This window comes from Paenibacillus sp. F4 (assembly GCF_002894905.1).
GTDB lineage: Bacteria > Bacillota > Bacilli > Paenibacillales > Paenibacillaceae > Paenibacillus > Paenibacillus polymyxa_B.
This window is the reverse complement of sequence record NZ_POVS01000004.1, coordinates 146514-165052: the sequence shown is the minus strand read 5'-3', so window position 1 is coordinate 165052 and position 18539 is coordinate 146514. Positions and strand designations below refer to the sequence as shown.

General features: G+C 40.6%; 15 protein-coding genes. 4 read left to right on the top strand and 11 right to left on the bottom strand.

Annotation, left to right across the window (positions count from 1 at the left end):
• The first annotated feature begins 20 nt into the window (after positions 1 to 20).
• Both C1T21_RS01450 and C1T21_RS01445 read left to right on the top strand, forming a co-directional pair.
• On the top strand, positions 21 to 1124 hold the full coding sequence (locus C1T21_RS01450) for a GerAB/ArcD/ProY family transporter (protein ID WP_103047034.1): 1104 nt from the start codon (positions 21 to 23) through the stop codon (positions 1122 to 1124).
• Complete coding sequence (locus C1T21_RS01445; protein ID WP_103046913.1) at positions 1117 to 2313, top strand: Ger(x)C family spore germination protein; 1197 nt, start codon at positions 1117 to 1119, stop codon at positions 2311 to 2313. The genes C1T21_RS01450 and C1T21_RS01445 overlap by 8 nt, the downstream gene beginning before the upstream one ends.
• Positions 2314 to 2426: 113 nt before the next feature.
• On the opposite strand, the gene C1T21_RS01440 is transcribed toward C1T21_RS01445, so the two are convergent.
• The 7 genes from C1T21_RS01440 to C1T21_RS01410 all read right to left on the bottom strand — a co-directional run bounded on the left by C1T21_RS01440 (position 2427) and on the right by C1T21_RS01410 (position 12315).
• Positions 2427 to 4469 (bottom strand): serine hydrolase domain-containing protein, encoded by a 2043-nt coding sequence (locus C1T21_RS01440; protein WP_103046912.1) that lies wholly within the window; start codon positions 4467 to 4469, stop codon positions 2427 to 2429.
• A 123-nt stretch (positions 4470 to 4592) separates the two neighbouring features.
• On the bottom strand, positions 4593 to 5894 hold the full coding sequence (locus tag C1T21_RS01435) for an ATP-binding protein (RefSeq protein ID WP_103046911.1): 1302 nt from the start codon (positions 5892 to 5894) through the stop codon (positions 4593 to 4595).
• 1 nt (position 5895) lies between these two features.
• The gene (locus C1T21_RS01430; RefSeq protein ID WP_103046910.1) at positions 5896 to 6636 is read right to left on the bottom strand and encodes a LytR/AlgR family response regulator transcription factor; all 741 of its coding nucleotides are present in this window, start codon (positions 6634 to 6636) and stop codon (positions 5896 to 5898) included.
• Between the two features lie 210 nt (positions 6637 to 6846).
• Positions 6847 to 7596: a trehalose operon repressor gene (gene treR / locus C1T21_RS01425; RefSeq protein WP_103046909.1), complete on the bottom strand. Its 750-nt coding sequence runs from the start codon at positions 7594 to 7596 to the stop codon at positions 6847 to 6849.
• Positions 7597 to 7672: 76 nt separating this feature from the next.
• Positions 7673 to 9631, bottom strand: coding sequence for a PTS system trehalose-specific EIIBC component (gene treP, locus C1T21_RS01420; RefSeq protein WP_103046908.1), 1959 nt, complete (start codon positions 9629 to 9631; stop codon positions 7673 to 7675).
• A gap of 90 nt (positions 9632 to 9721) precedes the next feature.
• Positions 9722 to 11461 (bottom strand): alpha,alpha-phosphotrehalase, encoded by a 1740-nt coding sequence (gene treC / locus C1T21_RS01415; RefSeq protein ID WP_103046907.1) that lies wholly within the window; start codon positions 11459 to 11461, stop codon positions 9722 to 9724.
• Between the two features lie 272 nt (positions 11462 to 11733).
• The gene (locus tag C1T21_RS01410) at positions 11734 to 12315 is read right to left on the bottom strand and encodes a LysE family transporter (protein ID WP_103046906.1); all 582 of its coding nucleotides are present in this window, start codon (positions 12313 to 12315) and stop codon (positions 11734 to 11736) included.
• Between the two features lie 114 nt (positions 12316 to 12429).
• Here C1T21_RS01410 and C1T21_RS01405 point away from each other — a divergent pair, with 114 nt between their 5' ends.
• On the top strand, positions 12430 to 12981 hold the full coding sequence (locus C1T21_RS01405; RefSeq protein ID WP_180984530.1) for a helix-turn-helix domain-containing protein: 552 nt from the start codon (positions 12430 to 12432) through the stop codon (positions 12979 to 12981).
• Positions 12982 to 13091: 110 nt separating this feature from the next.
• Here the strand turns inward: C1T21_RS01405 and C1T21_RS01400 are convergent, their stop codons facing one another.
• From C1T21_RS01400 to C1T21_RS27665, 4 genes are all read right to left on the bottom strand, one after another.
• Positions 13092 to 13661, bottom strand: coding sequence for a sugar O-acetyltransferase (locus tag C1T21_RS01400; protein ID WP_103046904.1), 570 nt, complete (start codon positions 13659 to 13661; stop codon positions 13092 to 13094).
• A 20-nt stretch (positions 13662 to 13681) separates the two neighbouring features.
• Positions 13682 to 14890 (bottom strand): MFS transporter, encoded by a 1209-nt coding sequence (locus C1T21_RS01395; protein ID WP_374703711.1) that lies wholly within the window; start codon positions 14888 to 14890, stop codon positions 13682 to 13684.
• 916 nt (positions 14891 to 15806) lie between these two features.
• Complete coding sequence (locus C1T21_RS27670; RefSeq protein WP_250273175.1) at positions 15807 to 16313, bottom strand: hypothetical protein; 507 nt, start codon at positions 16311 to 16313, stop codon at positions 15807 to 15809.
• Positions 16314 to 16415: 102 nt separating this feature from the next.
• Positions 16416 to 17282: a hypothetical protein gene (locus C1T21_RS27665; protein ID WP_250273176.1), complete on the bottom strand. Its 867-nt coding sequence runs from the start codon at positions 17280 to 17282 to the stop codon at positions 16416 to 16418.
• 666 nt (positions 17283 to 17948) lie between these two features.
• Between C1T21_RS27665 and C1T21_RS01370 the strand changes: the two genes are divergently transcribed.
• On the top strand, positions 17949 to 18392 hold the full coding sequence (locus C1T21_RS01370) for an AbrB/MazE/SpoVT family DNA-binding domain-containing protein (protein WP_103046903.1): 444 nt from the start codon (positions 17949 to 17951) through the stop codon (positions 18390 to 18392).
• Positions 18393 to 18539: the final 147 nt, after the last annotated feature.

Below are 18539 nucleotides of genomic sequence, written 5' to 3'. Positions count from 1 at the left end.
AAGACGAAGGAGGAGCTATGGTGTTTAGACGCTCTGATGATAAGATCACAACGAAGCAGGCGGCTGTATTCCTGACCAATACCGTATTGGGGGCAGGGATTTTGACACTGCCGAGAGGTGTAACTGAAAAGGTACAGACTCCTGATGCATGGCTTTCTGTCCTCATCGGTGGATGCATTGTCATATTAGTCGTCTGGGTCATGGTGAAATTAAGTCAACAGTTCCCCGGAAACACCGTGTATCAATACTCCAGAAAAATCGTGGGCACGATTCCGGGAGGATTTTTAAGCGTGTTATTAATTATATATTTTTTAATTATCGCTGGCTTTGAGATTCGGGTTTTGGCTGAAGTGACGATGTTTTTTCTGCTCGAAGGCACACCCATCTGGGCGATTGTGATTCCGTTCATCTGGGTAGGAAGTTATTTGGTTTTTGGAGGCATTAATCCCATCGCTCGGCTATACCAAATCATACTTCCGATCAGTCTCTTCTTTCTGCTGCTCTGTTTTGTCTTTAGCTTAAGGATTTTTGAAATTGATCATCTTCGTCCTGTATTGAGTGACGGGATTCTCCCTGTCATCAAGGGTCTTAAATCGACTGTTCTTGTTTTCAGTGGATGTGAAGTCATCATGACACTGGTCGCTTTTTTACAGCACCCCGAAAAAGCATTTAAGGCCATGGTAGTGGGGATCAGTATCCCTTTGGTTTTGTACTTTCTGACCGTAGTTATGGTGATCGGCGGGCTATCGATGGACTCCACTGTGACAAGTACTTGGCCCACCATTAATTTGATGCGCAGTTTTGAAATCCCCGGTTTTCTTTTTGAACGGCTTGAGTTTCCGCTGCTGGTGATCTGGATGATGCAAATGTTTTGTAATTTCTGCAGTTTTTTCTTCAATGCATCCTTAGGTGTCTCACAGGTGTTTGGCCTTAAATATCGTTATGCGATTTTTGGCTTAATCCCAATTATCTTTATCTCCACAATGACTCCTGTTCGTATGATGGAAGTGTTTAGCCTAGGCGATGCGATCGGATACATGGGAATCATTTTATTTTTTCTGGTCCCGGTACTTCTCTCCATCGTTTTCATGATCAGGAAGAAGGGAATGAAGCAAAATGTGTAGACGAGCTATCCTATCTTTGCTGCTTGCCTTCATTCTTCTGGTGACTCAAGTTGGCTGTTGGAGCAGCAAAGAAGTAGAGGAACTAAGCATATATACAGGACTGGCCCTGGATAAGGGGGAGCTCACTCCATTGGAGAAGGAACTGGAGAAGAAAGGCAGCCGTTACTTCAAGAAAAATAAAATTACCGCCAGCCTACAAATCGTCCCCAAAAAATCATCTGGAAGCACAGAGCAGCAAAGCGGTGGCGGACAAGGGCCAAACTATGTCAATATAGCAGCCACCGGGGATTCTTTGCTTGAAATCTTCCGGCAACTCTCTCTCCGTTTGGATCGCCCGGTTATTGGTCACCATCTTAAGGTCATGGTGGTTGCCACCGATTTGGCGAAAGAACAGACGATGCAGCAATTAATGGATTTTGTGCTACGTGATAATGATATTCGCCCGAGTTGTTTGGTCTTCTTAAGCAAGGATCGAGCAGCTAGCACTTTAGTTACCAAATATGAGGACGAGGTCCCCTCCATTCATATTCTATATATGCTTCGTAACCATTTCAGAACCAGCAAGGTAATGAAGGGAGTCAATTTGTCTGAATTGGATGGGTTGATGCATTCTAAAAAAAGCTATATATTGCAAAACATTACTGAATCCGATGGAGAATTAGAATTTTCAGGGGCTGGCATTATTAAAGGAGATACCGGTCACTGGATCGGTAGTTTGGGACAACAAGACGTGGAGAGTATTGGATGGATTACAGGTGATGTTAAAGGTGGGGCTGTCAAAACGTATAACAAGCGGAATGAAGCCATAACTTACGAAATCAAATCGGTAAAAAGCAAAATAACAACGAAGGTGACCGAGGGCAACGATATCTCATTCCACGTAAAAATTGAATCCAAAGGACGTCTAATCGAAAACTGGGATGATAAAGCGGACCCAACTGAGACACGAAACATGAAAGAGGCTGAGAAAGAGTTTGAAGAACAAGTGACTCGCAGGATTAAGTCTGTTATGCACAAATTACAGTCAGAATATAAAGTCGATGTTGCCGGTTTTGGTGATCATTTGCATATTGAGAAACCTCAGGTGTGGAAAAAAGTAAAGGATGATTGGGATTATAAATTCAGCAAAATCCCCGTAACCTTCGATATAAAATTATCCATTACGGATTTAGGCTCATCTGCTGAATGAAAAAGTCGAATTGGCCTTATATAAAGGCCAATTCGACTTAAGATTCGCGGTTATCTACTTAACCTTCCAACGCTGCAACGGTCGCTCCTGAATTTCCAGAAGCGGCTACACGCTTAATTCAAATTGATTTTAAATACATCCCCTGCATTGCCACCCAAAACGATCAAGCCACCTTTGGGAAGTACAACCGAATTGTTATTGCTGGCAGTTGAAAATTGTACAACCGCTCCGTTTTCATCATAGACAGCGAACCCTCCGCTTGTTGGAAAATCAATGGTCATCGTTTTATCGGCTGAGTTTTTATCTATTTTATACCATGTGGCTTGGCCATTAGATGGTATGGTGTACACTGATTTTCCTCCCAAGATAGGTTTAACAGCATCTTCACTGATATAGGATTGTCCATCTATGGTTAAATACTCCGAACCATCCTTGGTATAAAAATTCAGATCAAATGCATCTCTTCCACTCATAACAGGAATCTCAACGGCATTTACTGCTTTATTCTCATCCACAATTTTAGTACCACTTGCGTATCCATCATGATCAAAGGATATTTTTTTCGTTATAAATGAGGGGGCCAGATAAAATATGGAAGATATCTTTTCATCCAAAGCATAATAATTTTTCCCGTTTCTGTTTTCCCATGCCTTTTTAACTATGGGATTTACAGGATTGGCATCTAGCTTTTGATATTCATAAGTCACCATAACCATTTGACCTAATCCCGGAAAGTTTAAATATAGGTTCGCCTTAATATACGTTTTCCCGTTTTTTTGTTTGTCAAAGCTTATGGCTACACTGCCATCACTGCTTTTGAATTGTCCATTGCCTGTATACACATATTTTTGCGCCGGGACGAATCCATCCAAGAAAGCAGGTAAATCAAACTCACCGTTTTTAATCTCTACATTTATGGTTGTACCCACAGAACCGTATAATCCCGAATAAAAAAGTAAATCAGATGGCATTTCCACTTTTACAGGAGGCTCAAATGTTTTCTCCGGTATGATGTCTTTAATGATGCCCTTATCTTTTAAAACTTCCAATAAAATGTTAGAAGCAAAAATACTATCTAAGATGGAAGACCCTCCAGATGAAAGCACAGCCATAGAAATATGATGCTCTGGTATGGTGATCAAAGTAGAGTGATACAAAACAGTATCCCCACCCTTGGATAACGCAGTTATTCCGTAATCACTAAACGGTGCCAACTGAACCGCATCCCAACCAAGTCCATAATTAAAGCTGTTTGTCTCTTCAGGTACCCATATTCCATTTCGATATTCATGACTTTTCATGGACTTCGCCGATTGTGCAGATAGAATATCGGGTCTGTTCCCCGTTAATACTTCTGAAAACATAGCCACCTCTTCTGCGGTGGAGTATAAGCCCCCTGTCCCGATGACATTGGCATTTTCAACCGGTAAAGCCCCCTCAACCGCAGGAAAATAAGTTTTGGACAGCTTTTGTCTATCAAATTGATCGAGAGGTGTTTTGGTAGATTTCAAACCTAAAGGTGTACTAATATGCTTTGCCAGGAAATCGGTGTAACTTAGACCGCTCACCCGCTCAACCAATATTTCAAGCAATTGAAATCCATCATTGGTATATACGGAATATTCGCCAGGGTTTGATTTTAAAGTTTCTGATTGCAACCTTAGCAAGAGCTCATCATGATTTTCTGTATCATTGTCATTAAATAACATACTATTTTTATAGTGAGCACCGTAAAGACCTGACGAATGATTTAACAGCATACGGGGTGTAATTTGTTTGTATCTTTCATCAGACATTTTAAAGTCCTTAATGTATGTTGTTAGCGGCTGATCAATATCTACCTTATGGGCATCGACCAGCATCATCGTTGCAGCAGATACATACATTTTGCTTGTAGAGCCTATACCGAACATCGTATCTTTGGTGATCGGCTCGTTGGTTGCTTTATTCTTTACACCCACGCTATCCGATAATACAATGTTTCCTTGGTCCATAATGGCATACTGCACACCGCTAGCACCGTATTTGGATACCAGCTCCGAGGCTAGACTGCGAGCCTTTTCCTTGATGGGTTCAGCAGTGTCTTGAGCAAAAGTATTCGTCATCGGCAGTACAAAAAGCATAGCAGAAACGAACACAGCTATTATTTTCTTCATTCCATATTTCCTCCTCTTATAGCTTCACCAGGCTTTATTACTGACCTGATCATACAATGAACGAGGATTCTATATAAAAAAACACCCTTAAATGTAAAAAACAATCCCTAAACAACATAATGTCTAAGGAATGTCCTTATAAAATGGCAATAAAACCATATTATTGAATACTTTATTTTTCGTTTCAATGGTCATATTCCCACCATATTTGTCACATATTCTAGATATATTGGTTAAGCCAATGCCATGAACATCCGGGTTTGATTTTTGACTATGCAAATGGGCAACTTCATTCTCCACATGATTAAGGATGTGAATGAACAGCGCGGACTCATTGGAATGTATTTTAATAAGAATGTACCTATCATCCGCAATCCTGACCCTTTTAGATGCTTCTATGGCATTATCCAGCATATTGCCCAGAGCGACACATAAGTCATAACGTTCAATATTTACTTTCTGTGAATACAAGTTAAGCTGGGTATCTACCTTGATGCCATTGGCCAGAGCAATATTAAGGCTGTTCGTGACAAGGGCATCTATAACCAGATTACCGGTATTAACCCTTTGATACGCTCCTTCGATTTTATTTAAGGTAACCTTAATATGTTCACTCGCCTCTGCCAATTCATTTCTCTTGATACATTCTTCAATATACAAAAACTGTTGGTGTGTATCATGAATGATTCTTTTTATATTTTTGAAGCTGTGAACCGTTTTTTCGTAGTTAGCATCTTGGTAGTCCATCTGATGTTGTAATTGAGCATTTTCATGCATTAATTGAAATTTTTCAATGACATTATCAAAAATATATATGATAAAAACATTTAAGGAAATAAAGCCAATAATAGAACCAAAATAATACATATTCTTTTCACTATAAACAGATAAAACATTGACCTGGTATAAACTTATGATGGGAACGATTAGAAATAAAATATAGTAACGATGCTGCAAAGGGAAGGTTCTGCGTTTGGCAAATAGCCGTATAATCTGAATGACAGCAAACATGATAATGCAGCTGAGTAACATAACCTTAGAGAATATCAAGTGATCTTGTCCACTCAAATGGATAAAGTTGCTAATTTTAACGGAGCCTACAGCATATAAAATATAAAGAGATATAAAATTAACGATGGTTATCAATACAGCATAAAGAATAGAAAAAATGATCTTTGTCTTTATTTCCACTGTATACGATTGCGCTAAACTAAATATGACAAGTAATGCTAAAATTGAAGATATCGTAGGAGTCAAATAAACACTTAAATATAAGGAATCCAGCAACCCAAAAATAATGAAGTACACGAATCTGTTCGGCTTTCGATTGGACTTATCAAAAACCGAGTTAAAGTAAAAATTCACTTGGAAGCACATAACAAGGACAACGCAAAGATTAAGAAGCAGGGAGTTATATTCCATCATATTAATGCAACTTCATGATCATAAATTTGGTATATAGATCTTTAACTTCTTTTATTTTAGAACGCCCAATAGGTAACTTCACATCATTTGACATCAAAACATCACCGCCAGCAAATTTTTTCACATGAATTAAGTTTATAATAATCGAACGATGAATTTGTAGAAAATTATGTTCTTTTAATGCTGAAGCATAGTCCGAAAGAATCCCTTTGCTATCATAGGTTTGAGTAGAGGTTACAAAATGCAGTTTGTTTTTTATGGTTAAGCTTTTGACCACTTCAATACTAATGATATCATCATATTTTAAAAGCACTTCCTCATAAGCTGACTTGATGATAACGAATTTTTTATCGAGAGATTGAAAATATTGACACAGCTTTATCATTTTTTCCTCAAAGATATGGGGAGCAATCGGTTTTATTAAATACTGAAATGTGACTACGTCAAAACTTTCCACCATATATTCAGGGTAGCTCGTTAAAAAAACAATCTGTTCATCCAGGTGATTTAAACTCCTTATTTTTTGGGCGGTTTGAATTCCGTTCATGCCATTCATTTCAACATCCAATATTAAGATATGGAATGGAGACTCATGGTTTTGATAATGAGATACCAGCTGTTCTCCGGAGTCGAATAATTCAACTTTAAATTCTATACTGGTCTTTATCGACAAAGTAATCAGCATATTTTTAACAAGTTCTCTCTGCTTGTGCTCATCATCGCAGATAGCCACTCTATACATAAATAACATACACCTCGTTCCCATTGCATTGATCATGGAATTGTATTCTAAACAGTATATAACCTTTTAATATTCTATAAACAGCTTTTGGATAAAACGCAAATTCAAATCCCTCAAATGCCAGTATACAAGCTGCTCAGCAGTTGCATCCAAGGTAAAAAAGAAACCCTCGTCTTAAAAGACGGGGTTTCTTAACTATTTTATTGATCGTTATTTTAAAAAATCTGCTCTCTTGTCTTCACCGTGGGAACGTCTGGCAAAGTCGATAAATTGGAATTTGTCTAGCCGATGCCTTGACTCGGTATACTGGAACAACGTGGTATCTTCCAGATAAACATAGTTACGTACTACGACCACATGAGTGTAGTTCTGAAGGTCCATCAGCCTATGGTCTTCTTCGTCTGCATTTTCTACAGAAACCACTTTTTTGGCATAACTAATTTGAAGATGGAGCTCTCTCTCCAAATATTCGTAGATGGACCCACGACTAATTTCCTCGGTAAGCACAGGTACAATGTCTGATCGAAAGTAATCTTTATCCAGTATGACGCATTCACCTTCAATCTCACGCGCACGAATAACTTTCCAGACCAAATACTTGTCTTTGTCAATCTCAAGATGATTGGCTATGTCATCTGGAACTGGAATTAGCTGATTTTCATGTACAATGGTTCGTGATGTACGCCCAATTCGTTCAGACATTTCCTTGAAACTTACCAGTCCTCCTATAGGAAAATCCATCCGTCCAATATCCAGAACAAAAGATCCCTTAGCTTTTATTTTATGGATATACCCATTTTGTGCAAGCAAGTGAAGTGCTTTACGTACGGTTTCACGAGAAGTGTTATACTCTCTGGCCAGTTCATTTTCAGATGGCATTTTCGTGCCTGGAGCCAATTCGCCTGTCTGGATCTGTCCCGAATAATCCTGATAAATTTGCAAAAATATATTCTTTGTCAATTTTCATCACCACGTTCATTGTAGCATTCTTTCACTTCCCTGTTCACTATAATAGACTGTGCGAATTGAATCTGAATTAATTCCTATGACCTGATGAAGAATTCAAATGAATTCTCATTAAGGTATACTGCAAATCGTCTGCCTCACCTGGCAGTTCCTCAACCGATTCAATCATACTCTGACCATCCGGGACAATGACTGGTGTAATGACGGGATATCCGGATTTCTGAATCAGATCACGGTCAAATTCCATCAGTAGTTGTCCTTGCTCCACGGTTTGATTGGTCTCCACATGCATGGTGAATCCCTCACCCTTCAGTGACACCGTATTGATCCCCACATGTACCAGAATCTGTACACCTGTCGAATGCTCCAAAATCAAGGCATGCTTGCTTTTCATCATGATATGAATAACTTTCCCCCTGAATGGGGCAAGAATCTTGCCATCCTTCGGTTCCACTGCAATACCTTGCCCCATCTGCCGTTCGGCAAAAGCCGGGTCAGGGACCTGTTCCAACGGTACAACACGTCCTCGTACGGGAGTCCTCACTTCAAGCACATCTAGTGCGGTACTTTGCGGAAGCGAGTCTTTCCGTACGGAATCATTGGCTGGTGCAGCCTGACGGCGCTTAGTTAACAACTTGCCATACATTAAAGTTAAAGCAAACGGCACAATTAACACGATCGCCATCCCAATGAAGAATACACCCCAGTTGTTTGGGAAAATAGACAAGAAGCCTGGAATCCCGCCCACACCAATGGAAGAAGCCATCACATGATTTACGGTGAGCAGTATACCTGCAATACCGGAACCGATCATTGCGAATACAAACGGATATTTATATCGGATATTCACCCCGAATATGGCAGGCTCGGTTACACCCAGAAATGCAGACACTGAAGAGGTAAGAGCCAATCCTTTTCCCTTTTGCTCCTTCAATACCAGCATCATTGCCAGTGCTCCGGCACCCTGAGCGATATTGGACAGCGCCAGCATCGGCCAAAGGAATGTTCCACCCTGCGTACCAATTAATTGCACGTCCACCGCCAGGAAAGTATGGTGCATTCCCGTAATCACGAGCAAGGAGTACAAGCCTCCATAAATCAGGCCTCCCAGCGCAGGAGCCAAATCGAAAACGTATACAAGACCAGACGTAATAGCATTACCAATCATAAAAGTAACCGGACCGATCACTGTAAATGCCAGAAATCCCGTTATTAATAATGTAATCGGTGCTACAAGTAACAGTTTAAATGAATCTGCTATCTTCTTATTTAGGAATTTCTCAATGTGCGCGAGCACGTAAGCGGATACTAAAACGGGTAAAACCTGTCCTTGATAACCAATCTTGTTCACTTCCCACCCAAACAAATTCCAAACTGGAACGGTTCCTTTGGTAACAGCATCTGCATAACCGTATGCACTTAGCAGATCCGGATGAACCAGAATCAAACCCAGTACGATCCCGAGTAAAGGACTGCCGCCAAACCGGACAACAGCCGACCATCCAATTAAGGCAGGTAGAAATGTAAAGGCGGTGCTGGCAATGGTGTTAATGATAGCAGCAAAGTCGGTCCATTGAGGATAGACTTGAACCAGAGCCATACCTTCGAAGAAGATTCCCTTGCCAGTCAAAATATTATTTATTCCAAGCAATAAGCCTGCAGTCACGATTGCGGGCAAGATGGGGATAAAAATATCTGCCAGCGTCTTGATGGCACGCTGAATTGGATTTTGTTTTTTGCTTGCCGCATTTTTGACATCATCTTTAGAAGCCCGACTACCTCCTGTAATGGAGATCATTTCGTCATATACTTTATCCACCAGACCTGGGCCAATCACGACCTGATATTGTCCTTGTGAAGAAAATTGGCCTTTAACCAGATCATTTTGTTCAAGTGCATCTTTATCAACCAGCTTATCATCATAAAGGGCAAATCGCAGACGAGTTACGCAATGCGTAGAGGCCTCTATGTTGTCTTTGCCACCAACGGCTTTTATAATGTCTTCTACCTGTGATCTTTCAATCGCCATTTAGCCCACTCCCTTAACGTTTGCTCATTTTAAAGTAGCAACCCCGGTTATCAAAATAACGTGCCCGGGGCGCTACTAGATGTCTCCATACTATTCACTAAGTCTACGAACAATCCACATATATGAAGCATATGGGGTTAAAGAGATCACTTGTTTTAGCTCTGGGGCGTGCTGGGTATTACCAATTAAGAGCTCAGCCGCATCCAACGCTTGATTTATTAATCGTGAATAAAATGAATCCGGTATACGGAATTGCGCATCCTGTCCGCTAAAATTAGAGATGACGATCAAAGTCTCCTCTTCATTGCTGCGTTGATAGGCGTAGACCTGAGGATGAGCTTCGTCCAAGCGTTGATAATTCCCATCGGTAATAACTTGCACCGTCTTACGCAGATGAATTAGCTTACGGTAATGGTGGTAGATAGAGTTCGGGTCCTCTAACTGATCCTGAGCATTAATCTGTGGATATCGTTCATCTACTTTAATCCAAGGAGTGCCTGTAGTGAAGCCCGCATTGCGAGTGCTATCCCACTGCATCGGTGTCCTCGAATTATCGCGAGACCGCTCTCGAATGATATTCAATGCTTCTTCTGCACTTTTGCCTTGCTCCTGTAAGATACGATACATATTCAGAGATTCAACATCCCGAAACTCTTCAATGTCTGCCCACTGCGGGTTGGCCATCCCAATTTCTTCACCTTGAAATATATAAGGTGTTCCTTGAAGACCATGTAGCGTGGTTGCCAGCAGCTTGGCGCTTTCCGCATGGTATTGGCCATCATCCAAAAAGCGAGAGATCGCCCTTGGCTGATCATGATTATTAAAAAACAATGCACTCCAGCCGCCACCTTGTTGCATGCCCGTTTGCCAATCCGAGAATAGCTTTTTCAGCATTTCAAAATCATATGGCATGAGTTCCCATTTTTGTCCATTTGGATAATCTACCTTCAAATGATGAAAATTAAAGGTCATGGACAATTCTTTTCTCTCTGGATTGGAATAACGGATGCAGTGCTCTAGGGAGGTAGAGGACATCTCACCCACAGTGACGCTATTCTGTTTAGCAAATACTTTCTCATGTAACTCATGAATGTATTCATGCACATGTGGACCGTCCGTATAATATTTACGTCCGTCGCCAGGAGCCGTGCTCCCATCATCGTTCGAGAATTGCTGATCCTTGGAAATCAAATTAATGACATCGAGCCGGAAACCACTGACTCCCTTCTCAGCCCAAAATTCCAGCAGATTGACAACTTCCTGACGGACTTTGGGATTTTCCCAGTTTAGATCCGCCTGAGTCTTATCAAATAGTGTCAGGAAATATTGGCCTGTTGCCTCGTCATATTGCCAAGCAGGTCCACCAAATTTGGAAACCCAATTGTTTGGTGGTCCATCATCGGGTGCTGGATCACGCCAGATATAGTAGTCCCTATACTCACTATCCTTAGAAAGCCGTGCCTCCTGAAACCAGGCATGTTCTGTGGAAGAATGGTTAACCACGATGTCGATCATTAAGTACATCCCACGTGCCCGGATTCCCTCGCTCAATTCTTCAAAATCCTGCATTGTTCCATAATCAGGATTAATCTGGCAATAATCGGCTACATCATACCCGTTATCACGTTGTGGTGAGACATATACAGGCTGCAACCAGACAATATCAACACCCAGTTTTTTTAAATAATCCAGCTTTTGCGTCAGTCCTCTTATATCACCGGTTCCTTTGCCCGTCGTATCGTTAAAACTTTTGGGATAAACCTGATAGACTACTGATTTACGCCACCAATCTTTATCTTGAGGAATTAAAGTCTTGTTCATTGCTTCCATTCATGCTCATTCCTTTCTTGCGAAATGAAGTAGCGTAAAAATAATATAACGCTTTCAACATCTTGTATATACAAGATTAAGTCATGTATATACAAGTTGTCAACAGCTTTATCTATTAAGGTAATACCCGTTTTGCAGCTAAATGATCAGGAGACTCATCCATTCTGTTCGATTGTATGTTATGACTCGTAGAATAAGCTCAATTCACACGAAAAAAAGGCTCCTGCCTATAGTCAGGAACCCTTCTTTTCTATGATGAATAAGGTGCTCATTTACATCCATATCGATAGTGCACTATAAAGGAGCAATAAGGACATTATGATATTGAAGGAACGCTCATGCTTATTCAAGAAATGTTGAAACACAGCGCCAAAAATCGCCCAGCATACTACAGCTACAAAACCAATACAGGTCAGGAGTAATGAAATCGTAATAAGCTCTATATACGATACATCATAAGGCATTACAAACGTTGAAATGACCGTAATACCATACAAAATGATTTTTAAATTGATAAATTGCAGCAGCAGTCCTGATTTGAAGGAATATCCCTCATTGTGATCATTATCCTCCGTAGAGGATTTGCTCTTCACCATTTTCACCGCCAGATAAAGCATGTACAGACTGCCGAGAACATTCATCCAGACTTTAACTCGCGGCAAAAAATGATACAAAGCAAGATTAAAATAGCAGGCTAACAGCATAATGGCGAAACAGCCAGTTGTTACTCCCAGCAAGAATGGAAATGCTTTTTTCAAGCCCAACCGCCTGGCACTGTCTAAAGACATGATATTATTGGGACCTGGCGTAAAGCTGGTAACAAGTGCATAAGAAAGGAACGGAATAAACGGCATACAATAATCAACTCCAGTGTGTTATAATTGAATAAAATGTACGTTGAAACGCACGTTTGTACTTCATGATTGTACATTATGTTCTTTATATAGCACAATAGGGAGCGAAGAATTATGGAGAATATTAATCTAATTTTAAGTAAAAATCTAAAACATCTAAGAAATGAAAGAAAATTGAGTTTAGATAAATTAGCTGATCTGACGGGGATCAGTAAAACGATGCTCGGTCAGATTGAGCGGGGAGAATCTAATCCCTCGATTACAACCGTATGGAAAATTGCGAACGGCTTGAAAATCTCTTTCACTGCTCTGATTAACGAACCACCTGTAGATGCGGTAGTCGTTCCTAAAAGCAAAGTACACGTGCTTGAAGAAAGCAATCACTATCGCTTGTATCCGTTTTTCCCCTATGAAGGAAACAGAAATTTCGAGGTCTACACCGTAGAGATTGAAGCAGGCGGGGAACTAAGTTCAGCCCCACACCGTGAGGGTACTGAAGAATTTATTACGGTATTTGAGGGTGAAATGGTGGTAAAAGTCAGTGAGGAAATGTACACGGTGAAAGCCGGAGATTCGATCCGCTTTAAAGCAGACCGCCCACATATTTACTATAATCCAGGAGAAACACTAGTCCGGATGAATATGATTATTTATTACTCTATATAGTCCACCATGAGATCCTAAGTGTTCAAGTCTTTAAATTAAATGATCCTATTAAAATAAGGAGCTCTTTTAATAGGATCATCGGTACATTAAATGATTTGCCTGTATGCTGTTTAGGAGATTTTAATTTGCTTTATCACTCGTGCTGGATTTCCAGCTACAACCACACGATCTGGAACATCCTTGGTTACTACTGCTCCTGATGCCACTACGACATTATTACCTATCGTAACACCGGGATTAATAACTGCTCTACCGCCGATCCATACATTGTTGCCAATCTTAACAGGCTTTCCATACTCTGGGCCAGCGATTCGTTCAAACGGATCTATGGGGTGAGTTGCTGTGTAAATATGGACTCCTGGAGCCAGGAAACAATTATCTCCAATGCGCACTTCGCAAACATCCAAAATGGTACAGTCAAAGTTGGCATAGAAGTTATTTCCAACATGGATGTTGTATCCGTAGTCACAACGTATGTTGGGTTCCATGCCTATATTTTCACCAGTTGATCCGAAAAGCTCCTTAAGTAACTTTTCACGGTACTCACGATCCGTCTCTGCCGTCTGATTAAAGAGACGTACACATTTTCTCGCATACTCTCTTTCTTGCGTTAATTGAGGATCAGCAGCTACATACAGTTCCCCATCCATCATCTTTTGTTTTTCCGTTTTCATAGTCATTGAACAATCCCCTTTATATTTTAATCTGATTTCTTTTCTTTCACCTCAATAGGTTGGGCTGCACCGGATATCCAACCAGCAACAATAACGCCAACAAGCACTACAATCAAGGCATGCAGAAGTCCAATATGTTCACCTAAAAACCCTAATCCTGGGGGACCTACTAAAAAGGCAATGTAACCGATCGTGGCTACGGCTCCAACCCGGATAGCTGCACCACGAGGGTCATCTCCGGCAGCAGATAAGCCCACAGGAAAACCAAGTGAGGCTCCAAGCCCCCATAATACGACGCCCAATCCGGCTATGAGGTAATGCTGTCCCCAGATCACTAGAATGATACCGATAGCAGCCAGGACAGCACTCCCTTTCAACACAGGGACACGGCCGTATTTATCCAGTATGAATCCGCCAGTAAAACGTCCAATGGTCATCGCTGCCACAAATAGTCCATACATATAGGAACCTGTTAAAGAATCCACGCCATAACCATCTACCATCGTTAGCGGTAGCCAGTCATTCGCAGACCCTTCTGCAAATGCCATACCTAACACGATGATACCGATCAATAAAATCCGTCTTTCTTTCCATACAACAAGCTGCGCCTTGAGATTAGTTCCGACCTTTTGAGTAGGAACTTCTTTCTCTATACCTGTATTGTGAGGCAGAAAACGATAATAATAGAAGGTTACCGCTGCAATCATGACAGCCATAGCTCCAAAATGGACCACAACAGGTATGTGTAGTGCCGCTGCTCCAGAGCCAATGACCGCACCTACAAGTGTCCCCATACTAAATGAACCGTGAAAAGCGGGCAAAAGCGTTTTTTGCAATTGATTTTCTACCGCAGAACCTTCGACATTAAGAGCTACTTCTGCTGTCCCATAGCCACCTCCAAAGATGACCAAACCAGCAAACACGATGCTCGTGAGCGAAAATGCAGTTCCCAACCCTACAATTACAAAACCGATCACAATCAAAATCGCACTTCCCAAAATGACCGCCCGTCCACCTATACGAGAAATCATATTGCCTGCACTGAGTAGTCCCAGTAAAGAACCTGCGGCTAATCCAAAAATTATAATCCCCATTTCGGCAGTCGAGACATGTAAAATATCCCGTATAATAGGCGTTCGAGACACCCAGGAAGCAAAAGCTACACCCGGTAAAGCGAATAACAAAAATAAAATATTACGAATTACCCTGGGATTCATGGATGATTCTACTGGCATTCACTTATCTCCTTATCACCACTTTTTATTAATCTTTTAATAAGTTATATTATAATTAGTCATTCTATTCGTATCCAAACTATTTGTCAAAAAAAACTGGACGGTATGATAAGCTGAGAGCAGGTACCTTCCGTTTTTAGAGCTTCATCATTACAAGCCTTATCTCCATCCCCCAAGTCGCCCCCAACGGTTCCAGTGTGGCATGTTATGCCGAAATCCTTTCATCTTCTGTTGTAATTTCCAAGCACCCGACGTTACTACCATTCGTGGTGCTGCCTTTGCAGAAAACGCGATGATTAGCGAAATGAAGTGATGGAGCGAACGAGGAAGCGGCGAAATGCAGCGTTCATGGTGTTTTCTGCCCTCCCTGGTCTACTTTCAAAGCCCTAACGATCCGTGGGTACGTTAAGCGAACACCAGGAATGTAGAGCGCCTTGGCCGGGCGCTTTCTCCCGGCCAAGGCGCTCTAGTTATCGGCGTGAGTAGCGGCCCAGCGGAGCGTACTGTCTTTTAGGCGAACGTTCTTGCCGCCTTAGAGCCAGGTACGCATAAGCCTGCTTCCCCCTGCTCTTGCCCTGCCTGCTCTTTTACTCACCGATCTGGAATCCAACCTCCTTGCTACAGATACCAGACTGGTTTTAACCAATCTTCAGGTTTTCAACCTACTCATGAAAAAAAGGGTGATCCTGGATTTATCCAGAAACACCCTACTTCTCAATCAATAAGCGATACAGCTTCAGCTGAAGGAACTGGTACGAAATCCAAATGTTCCGATTAATTCATTTTATTCCGATTTCTTTTCCATCTTCTGATAACGATAAACAAATAAGTAAACAAAGCTAAGAAGAAAATAATACCGATTATTGTTGCAATCAGAGCAGTAGACATGCTTACCAACTCCTATCATTTCCAAGTCCTAGACACTCTTCTTGGCTATAAAAGACTTTCTAAATAGAAAAGGGGACAAGATAAGCAAAATCCCTAACAACAAGAAAATGGACCCATACAAATATAGATATAAATCTTGGGCAGGGATTAACATACCCATTTTGTAAATTGCTTCACCACGTCCACGAGTCGTAAGGATATCAATCGCCTGCTCGGTTACAATTAGACCTGCGATTAACATAATAAAAAACACTACCGCTCTTTTCAAATTCCACTTTACTTTAGAGTTAGTTGATACTCTCTTTTCTCTGGTCATAAAAAACTTTCTGAATAGTAAAGGAGAAAAGATAAGCAAGACCCCTATCAACAAAAAAATGGACCCATATAAGTATAGATAAAAATCTTGGGCAGGGATTAACATACCCATCTTGTAAATTGCTTCGCCACGTCCACGAGTCGTAAGAATATCAACCGCCTGCTCGGTTACAATTAGACCAGCAATTAACATAACAAAAAATACTATTGCTTTTTTCAAATTTCACTCACCTCCCTCTATAAGATAGTATAACTGTAAAAGCTAGTGAAAAAAAGAAAAAACAGGTTCCTTTTTACTGGAACCTGTTTTTTTATTCAACTTTTAATTCACGTAAACATTCCCTGCGCCGCTTGCACCGTAACCGTCTGGTGTGGTCAGTCCAGTAATTCTGATATGATATCCACTACCTGTTGGGATACCATCAAAAGATTTACTGTACCAGCTACTAGAATCTTTTTCAGAACTGTTTCCAGATACTTTCTGTGGAACACTCCATTCTTTCCATCCATTCCATACATCTTGCACAATCTCATATCTATTAACTGCTTTTACGTCACTAATACCTGTGTCTTGCCATCCTTTGATTGTGGCCGAATGGGATGAACCAACAGAAAAGGCGTCGCCCCCAATTAGTACAGTTCCATATTGAACCCCACTAAGTCTATAATAGTCTACTGCCGCATTTGTAGAAATTTCAGATGGATTCAGTGCTTTAACGGTTGCAGGATTGCCATCACCAAGAACTAACTTCCACTCTTCACCATCTTTGATTACTTTCAAATTTTGTTTTTCCCCATCCTCTTTGATTGCAACTGCTACACTCGAATTGGACTCTTTTTGGGCACCGACAACTTCAATTTTGTCAAAATCAGTTCTATTACTGTATTCCTCATACTTCTGAATTTGTTTTTCTTCACTTAGATACCGCGAATCTTTGACCAGACTTACTGCATCCGAAAAATTCTTTTCGTGCATAGCAGTTAAGTATTTTGTGACAACTTTTTGAGCCTCTTGCTCGGATTGATCGACAGCAGCTTCGGATGTAGCTTGATCTTTTGTTAAAGCTTCAGAAGCAGAAACCGAAACTGAAGTATCAGCCGACGGAACAACAGGTGCAGCGGATACAGAAGTACCTAATGCAGCCACCATTGTAAGTGTAGCAAGTAGCGTAAACCATTTTTTCTTCATTCAAAATTCCCTCTTCCCATTATTTTTTTGATCTATGTAAGTAAAATCTTTTGATGTACATTTACCAAATTCGACTTGGAATCAAGTCCTCATTTTTAATAATATTTGGTAGACTCATATCTATTATAGTGATAATTTATTAAATATTCTAGCGCTTTCAATCATTTTATAGTAAATAACTATTAATTGATTATATAATACTATTTTTGTTAAGTTCGAAATTTAGGAAAAAAGTTACACTAAGGAGGAAATTAAATGGATTTTTTAATCTTGGTACCACAGTTTTTTATCCAGGTGTTTACTATTGTCGTCGCTTTAGTGATTTACGATAGATTTTTCAAAAGAAGATGAATTCATGTGGAAGCTGAATTACTTTACTCCGGCAGAATACCTGGGCACGACAAAAAGAGCGATTTATATCGCTCTGTAACACATTCATTTATGTATTCAGTTGATTTTCCTGTCCGAAGCTCCCTGAACAAAGGGGATCCGGACGGACTCTTTGAGTCCGAACAAATCCCCCCTCTTTGAATAAGCTTCAGACATTTAATGAGCTGATATCTACGCCTAAATATTCTGCCAGTCGCATTTCTGTATCTGCTTTGACTTTGCTACGTAAGCTAAAAGGAAGAACCCAATCACACTATAAAGGATAATCCAAGTAAGATGGGTCTTAAATGGATGACACGTCCTTTAGATTGGTTAGGCCGGATTGTTATCCCTATACAAATCCGAACCAGCATGGGGATTGAAATTAACGAATTTTTAGAATTTTATATAGACGTTGAAAAAGGCTTTATGAGCATAGGAAAGTATAGTGACGGGACTTCCTGTAAACTGTGCAATTCGATTCAGGATTTAGGCTATTTCAAAAGCTCTCTTTTATGTAAGCAATGTATACTCGACCTGAAGAGGAACGTAGGTGTTACTTCCATGCCTATTAAGAAGGAAACTGCGAATAAAGAAAAAAAAGCTCATCGGTCCACGTTACATTTGCTTAAAAGTTTACGCAGACTAATGCTTGAACATCCAGGAGCCAAACAAGGCGAATATGCCGAGTGGTTTGGCGTATCGCAAGCCCGAATATCTCAGCTAAAAAAATTATTATAGGTTATCGTTCTGATTTTGGAACGTATACTTAGTTGACCGTCAGTTGTAAACATAAAAAAAGGTCTGAACAGGTAAGGCATGAGCACTCACCACCTATTCAGACCTTTTAATTAAACTATACATGCTCTATACTGAATCAGCCTTGAA